This window comes from Pseudoxanthomonas sp. LjRoot127 (assembly GCF_964253495.1).
Taxonomy (GTDB): Bacteria; Pseudomonadota; Gammaproteobacteria; order Xanthomonadales; family Xanthomonadaceae; genus Pseudoxanthomonas_A.
Map to the genome: position 1 here is coordinate 79,290 of NZ_CAXUQR020000002.1, position 16,324 is coordinate 95,613.

A 16,324-nucleotide genomic window follows, 5' to 3' on the forward strand; every position below is an offset into this window, starting at 1 on the left:
GGCTGCTTACTGGTTGTCGGGGGTGCCGGCGTCGGCCGGGGCAGGCTGCAGGTAGCCGTCGCGCACGTCGGCCCAGTCCAGACGGTCCGGGTCCTGCGTCGCGTTGATCGTGGTGTTGGCAGCGGGCATGGATGTCTCCTGTGGGAAGGCGACGGGTGCCGCCTTGCCTTTCATTAGACTATCCGGATTCATGGCTGTCAATAACTTTCGTTAGAGTATCTTTCAGGCCGATGCCACGGATGCCAGCTCTTCGCCCACGTGGAAAGGATCTTCGTCCCCCAGCACGTGCAGGCCATAGCGCAGGTTCTGGATGGCGGTCTTGCGCGCCGGGCCGTCCAGCATGTCTTCCAGGCCGGTCTCGGCCATGTTGCGCGCCACGACCTGGCGCAACACCGTGCTGACTTCGTCGAATGGCTCGAACGATGCCTGCCGCTCGGCGTGCATCACCATGTCGCGGTAGACGGTATGGGTGGGGGCTTCCAGGGCACCGGTGACCAGCACAACCACGTCGGTCACGTCCTTGTACAGGACGCTTGCGTAGTCCTCATCGTCCAGGCGCTCAGCGATGTCATCGCTGTCGGCCGTCAGGCGATTGGAACCGCATGCCTCTTCGATCGCATGCGTGAGAACCGCGCGGTCAACGCGGATGCCAGACAAGCGTTCGTATAGACGCTTGGCCGCTTCCTTCGAGCTGTTATCCATAGTGCCCCCTGTTCTACTCAAGTAAGGGGCCGCCCGAGGGCGGCACCCTGGAATCAAATCGCCATTTACAAGAATGCTTTTGCGAAGGTCTCTTCGTCGGACAGCACGGAGATCGTCGCGCGAACCTTGCCCTGGTCCTTGTAGAGGACCGTGGGGACACCAGTGTACCCGGACGTACGTAGCAACTGCAGGTTACGTTCCAGTTTCTCGGCGGTTTTTTCCGTTACCTTGACGCCCGTCAAGGTTCGGTTATTCATTTCCGTGAGTGCTTCGCGAGAATTCTTCGCCTGATATATGGCAGCCGCGAATTGATTGGAGTCCTCCGAGAGGATAGCGACCGGAATCCAGCGAACTTGAGTACCGCCCGTCGCCGCGACGTCACGCAGCTTCTCCCACAGCTTGTGGCAGTACGGACACTGGGGGTCGAAGATCACGTAGGCGACCTTGTCGCCCTGGCCCTCGGTGATGTAGTCCAGCTCTCCGGCCTGCTCCCAGAGCTTGGCCAGCTCGGCTTCGTCCAGCTCCTTCTGCGCGCCGTCGCCGCGGATCGAGGCCCGCGACATGTCGTTGCTGGTCACATTCCCGCCCTTGGCGTCGAACACGGTCCCCAGGATCACGTGCTTGCCGTCCGGGGTGATGTAGAACAGGCGCCGGTCGAGGCCGCGATCGGCCACGACCGCCTTCAGGCCCGACTCGGAGGTGAAGGCCGCCGAGATCGTGGCGCCCTGGCTGATCAGGAACTGCTCGGCCTCGGTCGGCGCCGGAGCGCCTTCGGCCTGTGCCGTCGTCGGCGCGGCAGCCGGCCCCGTCGCCGCAGCCTTGTCGGTGGCCTCGGCACCGCTGCAGCCCGACAGGGCAACAGCAGCGGCCAGGACGAAAGTGAGTTTGATACCAAATCCCTTGTACATCATGAGCTCCAGAATCGGACTTTGCCGGTGTCGGTGTGGATGAAGTTGCGCCGGTCGACGTAAAAGCCGATTCCACCGGCGCGGTAGCTTGCAAGAAACTTGCCAACGAACTCCGCCGGAAGATTGGCGTAGCGGCCATCCATGGCGCGGCCCTGCGTATGCAGGCTGTTCTTGGCCGCCCCCTCGGTCGTTGCGTTGGTGTGCTGGGTCCGGTAGCCGCTGGTGACCAGGTACGGCTCGTCGAACCCATGGGTGGCATACAGCCAGGACTGCATGCCGAAAATCATGTTGATCAGGGTCAGATCCATCTGCGTGGACTGCCCTGCCCTCACATCGCGCAGGACGTGGCAGACCTGCTGGTAGCCGGACGGCACCACGGCCCCATCGCGCCAGTAGCAGACACGACGCTCTTCGCCCGTACCCTGACGAACCAGGTTGACCACGCGTGGCTGCGCCCAGAACGCATTGGCCGATGCGGCATCGGCGTAGTGCGTGGGCAGCGCCATCCCCGTCCTGCGGGACAGCGGGTTGGCCTGCGTTCCGCCGCTGGCCAGCGCCACCATGCCCGCGCCGATGCCCAGCAGCAGCCGGCGACGGCGGGCGTTCAGCAGCTCGAAGCCATCAGTGCTGGCCATCGGTGCTTCCTCCCTGCGCGTGCTTGGAGACCAGGGTGGTCAGCTCGGCAAGCGCGGCGGCCATCTCGTCCATCGCCGCCTCGTTGCGCTCGGGCTTGGGCGGTGCCGGATAGCGGGTGCTGGAGGCCACCTGGCCCACGATCTCGCGTGCGACGGTGCGCGCTTCGGCATCGGTGGCGCCCAGCGCCATCGCCACATCCGCCAGCGCCGTGGAAGTGGCTGCGGCGTCCATGAAGCGCATGGATGGCGAGGATGCCTGTGCGCCCATCGCATTGGCCGCCAGTGCCTGCGCGGCCTGGGCGAACAGCATGTCGTCGCTCTGCGCCTCCACCGGCGCCGTCGAGGACTCGCGGCCGAACACGGTGACCGTGTCCAGGGCGCTGCCGTCGAACACCACGTCATCCGTACCCTCCGGCGCGGCAGCTTCCGCCGTCGCTTGCGCCGGCTCCTGCGACGCGTCCTCCGGCGCCGCCGCGGGCGTGTGGGTGTATCCGCCGGCAGAGCCCGACTCGGCTTCCGCCTGCGGCGAATGCTTCAGGCCCGCAACAGCCGCCTCGAACAAGCTGATGCCGACCTCTGCACCCTGCTGCGCGGCCTGGTAGCTCTTCGTGCCCTTGGCCTTGATCGCCACATCGAGCGCGTGCAACGCGCCATCCGGCTCCACGATCGTTTCGCCCAGCGGGTACTGCAGCAGGCCCTCGGTGATCTTGCTGGTGTCCACCTGTAGCTTGCGGATCTCCGCTTCGGAGACCGGCATGACCTTCACAAAGTGGTTCAGCCGGTAGTCGTTGGCCTTGGACGGCACCGCGTAGAACATGCGGGCGCGGATGACATCGGACTTGACGAAGATGTGAACCTGACCCTCGATCTGGTTCACCATGTCCTGCAGGTCGATGCGGTTCACGCGCGTGTGCTTGGCCTGGGCCTCGCCCTTGAAGCCGCCGAACAGGCCATCGCCCATTTCCCAGCCGCTCATCTCGGCCACATAGGCCTGGCCCGCACGCTTCTCGATCAGGTCATACGAGTCGGCAGAGTCTTCCATCTTGCCGATGATCTTGACGTTGGAGTTGGACCAGATCGCCAGCGTCTCTTCCTTGGACGTGCGATAGAACGCCTGCAAGTCCTGGCCTGCTGCCACCAGGCAGAAACCCAGCGATCGCGCCTGCGCCCACATCAGGGCCGCGTCCTCGGGCATGAAGTAGCCGAACTCGTCGAAGATCGCGATGAACGGCGTGGGCGCCATGGTGGCGCGGTTGTCCAGCAGTTCGGCGCGGCTGCCTTCCAGCCGGCCGCCCAGCTCGGCGCCCATCATGCCCTTCATCGCCGCGACGATGATCTTGCCCAGGTTGGACAGTTCCGGTCGCGACTTTTCCAGCGCCGGCAGCAGCACCAGAAGAATGCGGTTGTTGCGCACCACGTCCTGGAAGTTCACTTCGCCCTGTGGGGTGAAGTAGATATAGCCGTACGTGTCGGCCAGCGAGGACAGAATGCGCGTGAACTGCATCTGCTGGTAGCCGAACTGCTCAAGGAAGGTGGAGGACTGCTTTTCGCCGCCATCCTTCTTGTAGCCGGGCACGTCGTACAGGAACGCCTGCAGCATCGTGCGGTTCTTGTCGCTGATGTACGGATCGTTCATCAGCTCGGTGTACTTCGGATAGGGCATGAACTCGCGGATCGCGCCGATATGGAGCATCAGGCGACCCTGGTCGCGCAGATCCACCAGCGCGGGCAGTACCGCGGAGATGAAGCTGATTGCGCGGCCCTTCCACATGTCGCCCTTGCCGTCCGAGGCGTCCATCAGGCTCACAACCAGCTGGATCAGGCTGTCGGCGTTGCCGACTGAGAACGGGTTGTACGTATTGGACGGCTTGTCGACACGCTTCTTCTTCGTGTCCGCGTTGCCGGTCATGTAGTTGATGACCAGCAAGTCGTCCTCGCGGCCGTACTGGCGCACCATCGAGAAGATCTTGCCCCACAGTGACACGTCACCCTTGCCGTCGACGTACGCGAAACCGGAGCACCAGGTGATCGCGTTGAATGCCATCGACGTCAGGCCTTCGGTCTTACCGGCACCGGTGGAGCCCAGCACGAAGATGTGCGTACGCATATCCTCGTTGGCTGCCCAGATCTCAGCGTTGTCACCCTCACGATTGCCGATGTAGCCGATGCCGCGGGCCATCATCGGCTTGCCCGTGCCCGGGTGCAGGTCCTTCTCGTCCAGCTCGTTCAGACCCTTGCGCTTGCGGAAGGGCGTGTCTTCCTTGCGCGAGAGCACGATCGGCGCGTATGCCAGCGCCAGCAACGGCAGGATGTCGAACAGGAAGGGGAATACGACCACGCCGACCACGGATAGGAATCCCAGCACCGCCACCGCAAACTCGGTGCTGGCAAGGTCCGTGGTTTGTTCCCACAGCGTACGGGTATCGCGCAGCAGCCGCGTGCGGCGGATCTCCTGCTCGCGGCGTACGCCTTGGATGGGGCCGTTGGCCATCAGTGCTTACTCGCTGACCTTGAAGCTCAGCGCCGGATCGCAGCCGGCGATGGTGTTGCCCAGGCCGAACTGCTTCAGGCTCGGGTCCGGCGGCGGCGTACCCACCGCGCCCTGCTGGAAGATCGTCTCCTGGGCGACCTGCTTGGCGCTGGCCATCGCTTGAGCCACCCACGGATCGTTGCCGCCAGCAGCCTGCAGCTCTGCGGCTGCGGCCGGGTCCAGGCCGGCGCCGGCCAGCACCTCGGCCATGATCTCGGCGGGGATCGCCTCACCGTTCACCGGCATCGCGTTGGCGGGCGCACCGAACAGTGCGGCCAGCGCCGCATTGGCCTCTTCCATCGACTGCTGCTCTGCTTGCGCAGACGCCACTTGCTCGCCGCCTTCAGGCTTCGGGGCGCGGTTCGACAGCAGGCCTACGGCCACGACCACGACAGCGGCGGCGGCCAGCGCCTTCGGCCAGACGCTACCGCCCGCGCCACCGGCTGATTGCACCATCGCGCGCTCGATGCGCTGCTTCAGCTGCTCGGCCGCCAGGCGATCGGTGACACCGTCGATCTTCCAGCGCTCAACGCGCAGGCTGGTGCGACCCTCGACTGCAGCGGCGCTGTAGACGCTCACGCCGAAGCCATCGCGCTGCTCTTCCACCGCTACGCCCAGCGTTTCGGCCGTGGAAGCGTTGCGGATCGGCACCAGGATCGTACCGCCACCGTAGCGAGCGGCCTTGGTCATGGCCACGCCGTAGTCGCGCAGGACGCGGACCTTCGCCACCGGCCGCATCGCGCGCGTGAGCTCGGCGCGGATCTCGCGCAGCTGGTGCACGGCCAGGCGCCACACCGCACCGGCGGTGACGCGCAGCGTCTTCACCCACGTGCGCGGATGGGTGTGGCCGCGCAGGCCTGCCCATGCTTTCGCAGCACCCCAGCTGATCCTGTTTACCGTGAGTCCGCCGAACCAGGTCCGGCTTCTCCAATTCCTGTCGCCTTTTCCATCAATGTAGATGAAGCTCGAATCGATCTCGACGGCAACGTTCGGGCTCCGCTCCTGCTCGCTTGCTTCAAAGCTGAGCATCAGGGCGCGCAGCTCGGCTACCGCGGGGGACAGGATGACGGTGATCTGCTCGAAGTATGCCTCCGCTTGGCTCGACCACGCGGGGTTTGCTTCCGGGTCATAGCTCGCATTGCCCGGCAAGCCCCGAACCCACCGCAGCGCTCGTTGCTGCACATCGGGGGACGGGCCCGAGCTGCAAAGGGATTTGATCTCCCAAGCCGTGAACCACATCTCCGGCTGCAGTTCAAAATGCATTCTCGGGCCTTTCGCTGCCTCTTCGCTGCGCGCCTGCAGCACAAGATCCAAGAGCGCGCTCGCCGTACGAGACCACACACCAGGCTGGACCTGCATACCAGCGGCCAGGCACCGCAGCTTGTCCAACAGCTTCTCTTCTTGCGCGTCGGTAAGACGTACCAGGACCTTAGACATTCTCGTCATCCTCAAGCGAATTCAGGGCGTCAGCAGTGCCGTCGACCGCGGGCACCACAAGGGGGGTTTGGATAGCAGTGGCGGCCAGCTTTTCGGCCATGTAGTGCGAATGGACGCCGGCGGCTTCAACGCTCGCCACATCCAGGCCGAGGTCGTTCATGACGTACCAGGTGGTGCGATCGGCCATCTTCAGCCAGCGGAACCACGGCGTTGGCAGCTTGCCGTTCGTGCGCGCCTCTTCCAGCAGGCGGCGCAGTACGCAACGCACGTGGTAGTGCTGGCGGATCAGGGCGACCACCTTGGGCGAGTCGATGTACTTGCTGATCGCTTCGTCCACCTGCGGCGTGGTCAGCAACTCCGGCTTGCCTTCCTTCAGCGCCTTGGTCCACACCAGGTTGATCCCGTTGAGGATCGCCTGCGCCGTCGTGGCGTCTGCATTGACCTGAGCGATGAAGGCTGCCAGGAGCGAACGCTCATGCGCCTTCAAGCGATCCACACCATCCCAGCGCCGACCGAGCTGCTTGGCGAACACCTGCTCAGCGCGTTCGCGCAGCAGGTAGCGGCCATCGGCCAGGACCATCGCGTCGGCCGGCACGTCTTCACTGCGGGTCCAGCGAGGAAGCACCAGCCCATGGCGCCGGCAATAGAACCTCGCATCCTGGCGCATGCCGTTGACCGGATCGTCCAGCGGGATGCGTGCCATATCGGCATTCAGCACCGGCAGCAGTGCCGGATAGTTCTCGGCCTCCTGCTGTGCGAGCGATTCCATGCTGTGCTTCTTGGTCATCCGCCCGGCTCGGGCCGATGCTTTCCGATACAGCCAGATGAACCAGCCGATCAGGAATGCTGCACTGAACCAGCGCAGCGAGTAGCCGGCCACGGCACCGGACTCGATCAGCTGCATGAATGTGGCGTCTTCCGGTCGCACGCGACCGAGGAATTCGACCATCATCTGCTGGCCTTCGCCGTCGAACACCATCAGGTGGGCTTCGGCATAGCGAACCCACATGACGACCCACGAGATCTGGTCATCGAAAATGAACCACATGACCACGGTCAGGAAGATCGCGGCGAACCAGCCCCAAGGCAGACCGTCATCCGTTGAGCCCTCCTGGCGGCGCTGCTTGCTCATCGCGGCGCACCCCCGCTGACGGAGGCCAGATTGCGATAGAACTTGCGCATGTAAGCCTCACGCTTGGGCGGCGTCTTGCTGTGGTAGTTGCCCACACCCGTCCAGAAGTTCGGCGCCTTGGAGATCTCATAAGCCGCCAGGTACGTGCCGACATGGATGTTCAGGCACGCATCGTTCATCAGCCGCTCGCGGGTGATCCCGTGGCGCTCCAGGTAGTGCGGCGCGCCACGCAGGTGGATGTCGTTGACCTGCATCAGCCCCATGTCGTAGCTGGCGTTGGTGTTGCGATTCTGCTTGCCCGTCGATCCGCCTTCGGTCTTCAGGTACGCCATGATGATCACTTCCGGCACGCGGTAACGCTGCGAGGCAGCAGCCACGCATTGCCGAACATTGCTGCTGCCGCGTTGCGTGCTGGCCACGTACAGTGCCTGCTTGGCCTGCTCCAGCTCCCGCAGGCGAATCATGTAGGTGCCGACCTGGATGCTGAGGCAGTCGTCGGCCACCAGCTGCTGCTGGCTGATGCCGTACTGGCCCAGCGCCGGCAGCGCCGCACCCGGAATACGCATCACGCCGACCTCGAAGTTGCCATCGGCCAGCTGGACGATACGGCCACGGCCACCTGCGCGAAGCGACACCTCGCGCACAACGACGTCTTCGGCTACACCGTAGGCGCTCGCCGCACTGCGGATGCACTGCGCTTGCTGCTGGACGACTTCGACGGCCATGGCATCCATCAGGCGCGCCCCATCACCCAGTCGACGAAGCTCACGAATCGACGCTGCCGGATCTCGAACAGGCGGAATCGGCACACCATGGTCTTGACCACGCACATGCCCAACACGCCGGCCGCCATGATGAACTGCGTCAGCGGGCGCTCGACCATGGGCGACAGCAGCAGGATGACGAATGCCACTGCGGCCGTGCCGCCATACACCGCTTGCATCCTCGCCAGGGACGCTTCGCGCTCTGCCAGCTGCTCTGCGGTGACCCTCAGGCGCTTGAGCGCCTGATCGAAGGTCTCTTCGCGGCCTGGGGTGAGCGTCAGCTTGCTCCTGAACCAGGCATACAGCTCGCGCTTGCGATTGAGCTCACCGCTCACATCGCCGAACATGGTGTAGGCCCAGGCCTTGCCAACGCGCTTGGCGAAGCGGCCCGTGCCGCTCGTGACGCGCGAAATGACGCCGTTGGACTTCTCGGCTTCGCTCATGCGTTCTCTCCCGCGACGGCCTTTGCCGCGTAAACACTCATGCTCACCAGGCGTCGCACCAGCACGCGCAGCCGCTCACAGGTGTCTTTGACCGGCAGGCCGCCCTGCAGGTGGTGCTCGATCAGCTGCTGCTGCGCTTCCTGATCGTGCTCGGCCGCCTTCAGGCGTGCGTACATCTCGCCACGCGCCGCATCCCATGCGGCTTGCGCCATCGGGCCTACGGCGGCCATCAGCTCGGCCGCCAAGGCCGTGAACGATGCGCCTTGCGGCAGTTCCTGTTGCAGGCGACCGGCACCGCTTGCCACTTCTTCGCTGGCCGTCACCGCGATCGCGAGCGCGGCCGACTCCACGTCGATCTCCGACTCAGGGGACAGGCGCTTCATGTGTTCTGCCGTCCGCTGCAGATCGATATGCACCGGCGCCAGGCCCAACACGATGGCGTGGATATCCACGGGGCCCGAGCGAAGCGTTTCCGATTCATGCGCGATGTCGGCCGCGGCGCAGAACGCGGTCGCGATACGGGCGAACCCTTCGGTCGGCCACATGTCCGCGATCGCAACGCCCTGGTTGGTGATGACGGTGCTGATCCAGAAGTTGGCCACCAGATCCGCCACCATCACTCCGCTACGCCTGCGACGCCACGCGACGTCGATTTCACAGTCGTCGGTAGCGCGGGCGAGCATGTCCGCCAGGCGCACTGAGTCCCGCGACAGCATCTGGATACTTTCGATCAGCTGAGGGCCGGACGCCGTGGGGCCCGGAAACACCTGAACCGCACGCAGGATCGGTGCCAAGCTCGCGATAACGTCCATCGTCTCGGTACGCTCGCCATCGACCAGCTCGGGAGCGGGCAGCGTCACTACCTGCGGCGCTGGCGGCGCAGCAACAGCACCAGGCTGCCCGGCGCCCTCTTCCGACGCTCCCGAGCGCGCGTCCTCGCCCTCGCCTTCTTCTGCATCGTTGGCCGCGCTTTCCGGCGCCACGCCCGTTGCAGTCTCGCTGTCATCCATCAGCCCCAGCAACGACAACGGATCTGCATCATCAGGAGTGCTTGCAGTCTCAGCAGACTGCTCGGGAGCGGCGTGAGCCTCGGCGTCCTTGCTGACGAGACGACGAACGCGAGACATCAAGCGTTCTCCGGTCGGGGCACGTCATCGAACGCGATTGCGCTCAGCAGGCTGAGATCGATGCTGCCGTCGATGCGTGGAAGCGACTTCAACACGGCAATCGACAGCGCCAGGCGGTAGATCATGCGCTTGTAGGCAAGCGTCTTCTCGCTGGCGGATTCTTCGATGAAACTCACTTCCACGCCCATCAAGGCGTCGTGGCACGACGTGTAGACCAAACCCAGGTCTTCAACGGTCGTGACATCGCCCCTGTCTTGGTAGGGGAACCCACTGACGGTGATTCCCCTGTCGGCGAGTTCGAGCTCTGCCACGCGCAAGAGCGCGGGGCCGTAGGTCTGGTAGTTGAAGACCGCGTCCGCGCCGACCGCTTCGTCGCCGTCCCTGAACTCCCAACCTTCCTGCTCAGCAGTCTTGATCAGGATAGACTCGAAGTCGGCGTAGCCAGTGAGCATGGACATGTCGTGTAAGGATGCTTGATCGCTTGCCGGTTATTATCCTCAAACGAAAGTTTTTCCGCAATATGCAATCACACACGACGGCACTCCCTCGTTTTCGCCGCCAAATCAATCACTTAGTTTTGCCGCCACCTTAGATCCCAATCCGATGACTGAGTACACCCTCGAAGATCTCGCCGCGGCCCAGCAGGCCTTGAAGCTGGCCAACGAACGCATGGACAACCACCGCAAGGCGAACCCGACCAAACACATGGCCGATGCCTCCCGGGCACTGGTCGAGGTCTATGACATCTCGCTGGCGCGCAAGCGCACCGGGCTGCTGCCCCGGACGCCAGCGGAAGAGATCTCTTGGAAGCTGGACCAGAAGCACCCAGACGCCGAGAGCAAGCAGGTCGCGGTGCTGGAAGGGCGGCTGTACCAGAAGCGCTACTCGCCCGTGGCCACGTCCAACAGCGGCAAGACGGTGTTGCGCTGGGCGCACACCTGGGCGCCCCTGCCGACGCCCGAGCCGCCCGATCCGTCTGCTCCACCGGTGTTCTGCTTTGGCTCCAACTCACTCAAGGGCATCCACGGCGCCGGCGCCGCTCTCTTCGCTGCGCAGCACCGCGGAGCGGTAAAGGGCATCGGGGAGGGGCACGTCGGCAACAGCTACGCCATCCCAACCAAGTTGACCCCGCGCGAAACCCTGCCGCTGCCCATCATCGAGCGCCACGTTCAGACGTTCCTCCTGTACGCCGAAGCCAACCCGGAGTACACCTTCCAGGTCACACCGATCGGCTGCGGCCTGGCCGGCTACACCCCCGAGCAGATCGCGCCGTTCTTCGCCGACGCACCGGACAACTGTCAGTTGCCCGAGGAATTCCTCGCCGTGCTCGCCGATCGCCCGCGGCCCTGACGCCTCAATCCATCTGTACCGGCTGGTAGAGCCCGGCCGGTACCGGTGCCGCCTTGGCCTCTTCGGCCAGCAGGCCACTCTCGTAGACGGTCAGAGTGCCATCGGCCTGCAGTTCGTTGAACAGCCTGGCCACTGCCGGGGACTGAGTCCCCTGCACCCACTCGCGCAGTGCCGCGACTTCCCTGGCCGTCAGCTCGCGACTGTGATCCATCGAAAACCAGACCACGGCGGCGAGCGCGACAGCCGCCAGGCCGGCGCACAGCTGCCAGGTGTACCGCCGCCAGAACGCCAGCGCGGTGGCGGCATGCCCACGCCCGCTCACGCTCCACCAGGTGAGCGCCGCCTCACATGCCGAATCGAAGCGTTGGCGTGTTCTCTTCGTCCAACAGGAGATCGTCGTCTGCAGCGACTTCTTGCTCAGGCTGATCATCAGGCTCTCGCGTAAGGGTGGGTTCGCTGGCCAACGCCGGCGGTGAAGCGGGCGCCGCGGCGGCCGCAGGGGAAGGTTGTGCGAGCAGCTTCATCAAGCTGCTCGGCTTGCGCGCAATGGGAGCCGCTTCCTGGCCGCCGAGCAGGGCCTCAGCGCCCACCGCGGCCAGCGCAGCACGCAGCGCACCTGGCAGCTCAGCGTGCTGCGTCAACACGAGCTCGAACGCAGCGGCCGACGTGGGATCTCGCAAGGCCGCAGGCGCGGCGCCCATGGCCGACGCCCCTTTCGCCGTCAGATTCAGATCCGCATCGACCAGCCCACGCCTTACCAAGCGCGTGGCGTGCCCGGCCACGGTGCTCGGCCGGCCAATGCCGGTGCGGGCCATGGCCGCCACCAAGCCCGCTTCCGCTGACCGAACCTGGATCTGCGCTCCATCCAGGCGCGGCGACTGCGACCAAGGCAGTGCCACCGGTGAGAGCGTGCGCTGCAGCGTCCCGCGCTGCGCCCACGCCGGCAGCGACGACACGTCGCCGCTCTCCCGGAGCACGGACACGCCGGCAGCCACGCTACGGCGGCCAATCAGCGCAAGCGCGGCCTCTGCGGCGTTCGCACGAAGGCCCAATGGGCGCGTCAGGTTGACCGAGCTCTCGACCAGGCGCAGCGCCTCGTGAGCGCCCTGCCCGCCCTCGATCAGCGGCAGGTGCTCCCGCCTGAAGGCAAGAATCCCTCGGACCGACGCGACGTTGGCCACCACCTGGCGGCCGTAGTCGGTGTACGCCTTGGCGTGCGTCCGCGGATAGCTGATCTGGCCCGTCTCGTAGAGCTGCTGAAGCAGCTCCGCGGCGGCGTCGATGCTGAGGCCCGCATCGGACTCCAGGGCCAGCAGCGCATCCATCCCATCCATGGGGGCACACATCGCCCCCATGGTTGCGCCGCACCCCTCGATTGGCGCCGCCTGCGCCGCCAGCGATCGCACCTCCGCGTCCGAGATCTGCGCAGGCACCTCGCACTGCAGGACGAAGGCCGGGCCGCCATCGGCGGCCAACAGCGGTACGGTCGCCACCCGCCGGCTCACCTCGCCGGCGGCGACCAGACCAAGCAACGCGCTCTGCACTCTGCCGACGTAGATGCCTTGCGCAAAGTCGCTGTACGCGTGCGCGATCAGTCGATCCGCCACACGCCGTGCCGTTCCCGGCACCATGTCCTGCTGGCGCAACGGCGCGGCATTCTCGATCGCAGCGCCGATGCTGCCGGCATCCAGTCCGGTGAACTGGATACGCTCGATCTTGACGCCGGGCTTGGCCCTATCCGCGATGCTGGCCACGTCGTGCGCGATCACGTGACCCTCAGCATCCGCGTCGGTGGCCAGCAGGACGCGCGTGCAACGCGAAACGGCGCCCTGAAGGCGCCGGAGAACGTTCACGCGTGCCGGCTTGCGCTCTGGTTCGCGCACACGGCCATCGGCCGCCACCTCCACGTGGAGTGGACGCAAGGTGCGCGGATTGTCCAGCAGATGCCCCAGGGTCGCCGTCACTTCAGCTTGCCGTCCCAGCGCACGCAGCGCGGTGTGGAAAGTCCTCAGCTTCCCGGCGGCTTCGATGACGAACAGGTCCCCCATATTCAGGGGCGCGGCGCGGCCGGCTGAAGCACCGCCAGGAGCCGCTGCACCATGCCGCCGTTGCCGTGGACGCGGGACAGCATCTCGACCTGGGAGCTCAGACCACCGTTGTTCGCTCGCGACGCCAGCTCTTCCCCGCTTACCAGTTCGAGATCCGCCGACGTCGAATTGGCCGCGAAGTTGGCCTCCACCGTGGCCAGCTCCATGCAGGCCTCGTATACCAGCTCGTCCAGGTCGACCTCATCCACGCCCTCTTCCCGGAGCGCAGCCAGCACCATTGCCATCAGCTGCGGGTCGTTCGCATCGAACTCTTCGCGCGACAGGTGCTCGCCGCGTGCGTCGGCGTAGGCGGTCAGATCGTCAAGGGCGCCCATCTCAGCGCCCCGGGACGATCTTGTTCATGACGCGCTCGATGAGCTCGCGGAGCTTGTCCACGATCTCCTGCACCTTGTCGTTGAGTACCTTGAACTTGCCGTCCTTGCCGACTTCCGGCATGCCCTCCAGCGCGTCCTGCACCTGCTTCATCGCCGGCTCCACCACCTGCTCGGCGTCGCGGTCGGCCACCTGGCCGGCCTTCACCAGGCGCTGACTCTTTTCGGACAGCGTCTTGAGCTTGTCGTTCATGCTCGACATGCGGTCCATGACGTCCGGCTCACCGAGCACGCCCTTGGCCTGGAAGCCCAACCTTTCCAGCTTGCCGCCACGCTCCATCTCGGCCACCGCATCGCTGGGCGTCATCCCGCTGGCCTTGATCTCGTCGACGACCTGTTCCAGCCCGTGCGCCCGGAGCCACTGCGCGTCGGCCTCGATATCCGAGGCCACGCTCTTCACCTGGCGCGCCAGCACATCGTAGGCAGTCTGGCGGCGACGCCCCAGGGCATCGTTGGCCACGCTGTGGGCCTTTCGCAGACCATCCAGCATCGCAGAGCCGCCGGCCTGCACGAGCGTCACCGGCGACCGAATCAGCGAATCGATCGCTGCCGACATCCCACCACCATCGTGGCCGCCACCATGCCCCCGCGGACCACCGGCGCCACCACCCACAGACCGCTCGGCGGCCGCAGTGCGGTGAGCATCGGCGGCGTTGAGCACGCCGGCAAGTTCCTTCGCCAGCCTGCTCGGCAGATGCTGCTTTGCCGCCTCCGTCACGCCGTCATAGGCGCGATCCACGCGCAGGGCGTGATCCAACAGCCGCTGCCAGCTCTGCTCAGCCTTCGATCGCACAGTGGCGTCCTCATCGGCCAGCGCCGCCGAATCGAACTGGCGCATCTGCGACACAAGCTGATCCATGACCGTCCCACTGGCTGGGGCGCTCGCGCTCACAGGCGCGGGATCTTCTTTCGGCGAGGGCGCGGCAGGCGCTTCGGCGACCGCCGCCACCGTGACGGGGGGCGCCGCAGGACCTCGCGCCATTTCGTCCGCCGCAGCTGGCTCTTGCGGGCCCGGCTCTTCCACCACATCCGGGTCCATGTCCTCGCCTTCCAACGCCGCTGGCGTCAGCGATGCCAGCCATCCCGCACTGAGCCCCGAAGGCTGCGGGGGAGCTCCCGGGGCGCTCACAGGCGCCGATTGCGTATCGGTAGCGGTGGCCTCGGACTGGGCCTCGGGGCCCGTCGGGGGGAATAGGCGGGTAACTTTGCTCATCGGATGGACGCCAAGAGGGGTCCTGCCGATCATATACAACTTTCGTTAGACTATAAATATCCGTGGGGCTGCTTTCCCCTGCCCGATATCCTCGGAATCGAAGCTCAGGCTATCTCAGCTGCGGGTCTGGCCCGGGCCGGTAGCGCCTCGCCATCATAGTCGGCACGTGCAGCGGCGCGCTGTTGCAGCCTGGCATCGAGCGCCTGATCCCGCCGTGATGCGAGCACGTACTCCCACACCATGCGCCCGACCGGGCCATCCAGACAACTCACATCCGGCCGCAGCGCCACCGCCTCCGCCACGGAGGCGTCGATCTGGACATTGTCCGGGCCCACATACCAGCTCGCCCCCGCTTTGGATGACGTCACGCGCACCAGGCTTCCGCCTGCTGCCAGGGCCTCCATCACCGCTGCCTCATCCACCACCTTCGTCATCCAATCTCCCTCCAGCTTCTGGCCCTTACAACACGCAACAGACGCGCTACTTGGCTCCCACACGATGGGGCATTTGCCCACACACACCCTGCACTTGCCCACGCATCCACCGAAGCGGTGAGCCGGCAGCGCCGGCATTCCAAGGGCCCGCAGTCGGGCGGCAAACACCGATCTCCCGATATCGCACACCCTACCCCGCCACCACACCACCCTCTGCTTGCCGCCAACCCACCCCGCTTCGCGACCAGATCACCACAGATCGGCGACGCAGGATGAAAGGCTGGGCATCCCACCACCACCACTTCGAGCACGCAGTAAGAGGGAGATTGGCCAACCGAAATTGACACTGTCTGCCCGATCAAGCGCTGTTCGCCAAACAGGGAGACTGGGCCACCCAAACACCCCGCTTTGCCAACCAAACACCCGCTTACAGGTGGCCGAATGCTCTTGCTCCACTCGGCTATTGAACAACCCACAACACCAACAGGTTCTTGCTCCTGACGCCTACACACCCTGCTCCGCCGACCAAACCCTCCGCTCTATCGCTCGAAGGCATCGATCATCGGCATGCTCTCCAGCGACGCCCCATACAGAGCCATCCGCTCACGAACCACCCTGACTCCGTCCTCCATACCCACCGATAGCGAACGAAAGTCCCCATAGCTCGAACGCAGATGGTCCAAGTGCGTCACCGGATTCACGTACAGCGGCGCCGGATCACCCTCGTACTGCGCGAACGCCTCTCGGGGCCAGTTGACCGCGCACATGCTGTGCCAGGCTCCAGATCCACGTAGCGCGATGTCGATCTCGTGTCGCAATGCAGGCAGCCCGAAACGCCCAGGCAACGTCCACAGATACTCGACACACACGTGATCCACACCACCTGCGATGTCGACCACAAACCCCTGCCTCCGATCACCAGCGCCGGCGACCAGGTAGCCGCGATTGGGGTAGATGCGGCGAACGGAAAGACCCCCATCGGTGGTCGAGAACTTCCGCCCGAGGACCGACACGGTGAGACCGATCTCGTTACCCCGAATTGCACGAGGACGCCACAACGGGCTTCGGAACAAGGTCAGTGTCGGGACGACATGAAGGAAGCGGGCGCGAGCATGCTCGCGATCGCTTCGCTTCTCGCTCCCCTCGCTTATCCCCACAACATTCAGCATC

Annotated in this window: 18 protein-coding genes; 1 reads left to right on the top strand and 17 read right to left on the bottom strand. The window is 65.3% G+C overall.

What is annotated here, in order from left to right:
• Positions 1-6: 6 nt before the first annotated feature.
• From ACSQ19_RS19245 to ACSQ19_RS19295, 11 genes are all read right to left on the bottom strand, one after another.
• The gene (locus ACSQ19_RS19245; protein ID WP_436001260.1) at positions 7-129 is read right to left on the bottom strand and encodes a hypothetical protein; all 123 of its coding nucleotides are present in this window, start codon (positions 127-129) and stop codon (positions 7-9) included.
• A gap of 93 nt (positions 130-222) precedes the next feature.
• Positions 223-702: a hypothetical protein gene (locus ACSQ19_RS19250; RefSeq protein ID WP_436001262.1), complete on the bottom strand. Its 480-nt coding sequence runs from the start codon at positions 700-702 to the stop codon at positions 223-225.
• A 65-nt stretch (positions 703-767) separates the two neighbouring features.
• On the bottom strand, positions 768-1,610 hold the full coding sequence (dsbG, locus tag ACSQ19_RS19255) for a thiol:disulfide interchange protein DsbG (protein ID WP_436001264.1): 843 nt from the start codon (positions 1,608-1,610) through the stop codon (positions 768-770).
• Positions 1,610-2,245: a YcbK family protein gene (locus ACSQ19_RS19260; RefSeq protein ID WP_436001266.1), complete on the bottom strand. Its 636-nt coding sequence runs from the start codon at positions 2,243-2,245 to the stop codon at positions 1,610-1,612. Before ACSQ19_RS19260 ends, dsbG begins: the two co-directional genes overlap by 1 nt.
• Positions 2,232-4,736 carry a type IV secretory system conjugative DNA transfer family protein gene (locus tag ACSQ19_RS19265; protein ID WP_436001268.1) on the bottom strand — a complete coding sequence of 835 codons (2,505 nt, stop codon included), beginning with the start codon at positions 4,734-4,736 and terminating at the stop codon, positions 2,232-2,234. The genes ACSQ19_RS19260 and ACSQ19_RS19265 overlap by 14 nt, the downstream gene beginning before the upstream one ends.
• Before the next feature lie 6 nt (positions 4,737-4,742).
• The gene (locus ACSQ19_RS19270) at positions 4,743-6,038 is read right to left on the bottom strand and encodes a hypothetical protein (RefSeq protein WP_436001270.1); all 1,296 of its coding nucleotides are present in this window, start codon (positions 6,036-6,038) and stop codon (positions 4,743-4,745) included.
• Positions 6,039-6,204: 166 nt separating this feature from the next.
• Complete coding sequence (locus tag ACSQ19_RS19275) at positions 6,205-7,344, bottom strand: secretion/conjugation apparatus DotM-related subunit (RefSeq protein ID WP_436001272.1); 1,140 nt, start codon at positions 7,342-7,344, stop codon at positions 6,205-6,207.
• The gene (locus tag ACSQ19_RS19280) at positions 7,341-8,069 is read right to left on the bottom strand and encodes a transglycosylase SLT domain-containing protein (RefSeq protein ID WP_436040810.1); all 729 of its coding nucleotides are present in this window, start codon (positions 8,067-8,069) and stop codon (positions 7,341-7,343) included. Before ACSQ19_RS19280 ends, ACSQ19_RS19275 begins: the two co-directional genes overlap by 4 nt.
• Positions 8,070-8,077: 8 nt before the next feature.
• Positions 8,078-8,551 (bottom strand): hypothetical protein, encoded by a 474-nt coding sequence (locus ACSQ19_RS19285; protein WP_436001276.1) that lies wholly within the window; start codon positions 8,549-8,551, stop codon positions 8,078-8,080.
• Entirely contained in the window at positions 8,548-9,678 is a 1,131-nt protein-coding gene (locus ACSQ19_RS19290; RefSeq protein WP_436001278.1) for a hypothetical protein, read from the bottom strand. Before ACSQ19_RS19290 ends, ACSQ19_RS19285 begins: the two co-directional genes overlap by 4 nt.
• Positions 9,678-10,136, bottom strand: a complete 459-nt coding sequence (locus ACSQ19_RS19295; protein WP_436040811.1) for a hypothetical protein — start codon at positions 10,134-10,136, stop codon at positions 9,678-9,680. Before ACSQ19_RS19295 ends, ACSQ19_RS19290 begins: the two co-directional genes overlap by 1 nt.
• A gap of 145 nt (positions 10,137-10,281) precedes the next feature.
• Between ACSQ19_RS19295 and ACSQ19_RS19300 the strand changes: the two genes are divergently transcribed.
• Positions 10,282-11,028 carry an A1S_2505 family phage non-structural protein gene (locus tag ACSQ19_RS19300; RefSeq protein WP_436001282.1) on the top strand — a complete coding sequence of 249 codons (747 nt, stop codon included), beginning with the start codon at positions 10,282-10,284 and terminating at the stop codon, positions 11,026-11,028.
• 4 nt (positions 11,029-11,032) lie between these two features.
• Here ACSQ19_RS19300 and ACSQ19_RS19305 read toward each other — a convergent pair whose 3' ends face one another.
• From ACSQ19_RS19305 to ACSQ19_RS19330, 6 genes are all read right to left on the bottom strand, one after another.
• A complete protein-coding gene (locus ACSQ19_RS19305; protein WP_436001284.1) occupies positions 11,033-11,350 on the bottom strand; it encodes a hypothetical protein in 318 nt (105 codons plus the stop codon).
• A 22-nt stretch (positions 11,351-11,372) separates the two neighbouring features.
• Positions 11,373-13,076, bottom strand: coding sequence for a toprim domain-containing protein (locus ACSQ19_RS19310; protein ID WP_436001286.1), 1,704 nt, complete (start codon positions 13,074-13,076; stop codon positions 11,373-11,375).
• A gap of 2 nt (positions 13,077-13,078) precedes the next feature.
• Positions 13,079-13,450, bottom strand: a complete 372-nt coding sequence (locus ACSQ19_RS19315) for a hypothetical protein (RefSeq protein ID WP_436001288.1) — start codon at positions 13,448-13,450, stop codon at positions 13,079-13,081.
• Between the two features lies 1 nt (position 13,451).
• Entirely contained in the window at positions 13,452-14,753 is a 1,302-nt protein-coding gene (locus ACSQ19_RS19320) for a hypothetical protein (protein WP_436001290.1), read from the bottom strand.
• A 71-nt stretch (positions 14,754-14,824) separates the two neighbouring features.
• Positions 14,825-15,154, bottom strand: a complete 330-nt coding sequence (locus ACSQ19_RS19325; RefSeq protein ID WP_436001292.1) for a hypothetical protein — start codon at positions 15,152-15,154, stop codon at positions 14,825-14,827.
• Between the two features lie 539 nt (positions 15,155-15,693).
• On the bottom strand, positions 15,694-16,323 hold the full coding sequence (locus ACSQ19_RS19330) for a hypothetical protein (protein WP_436001294.1): 630 nt from the start codon (positions 16,321-16,323) through the stop codon (positions 15,694-15,696).
• Between the last annotated feature and the right edge of the window lies 1 nt (position 16,324).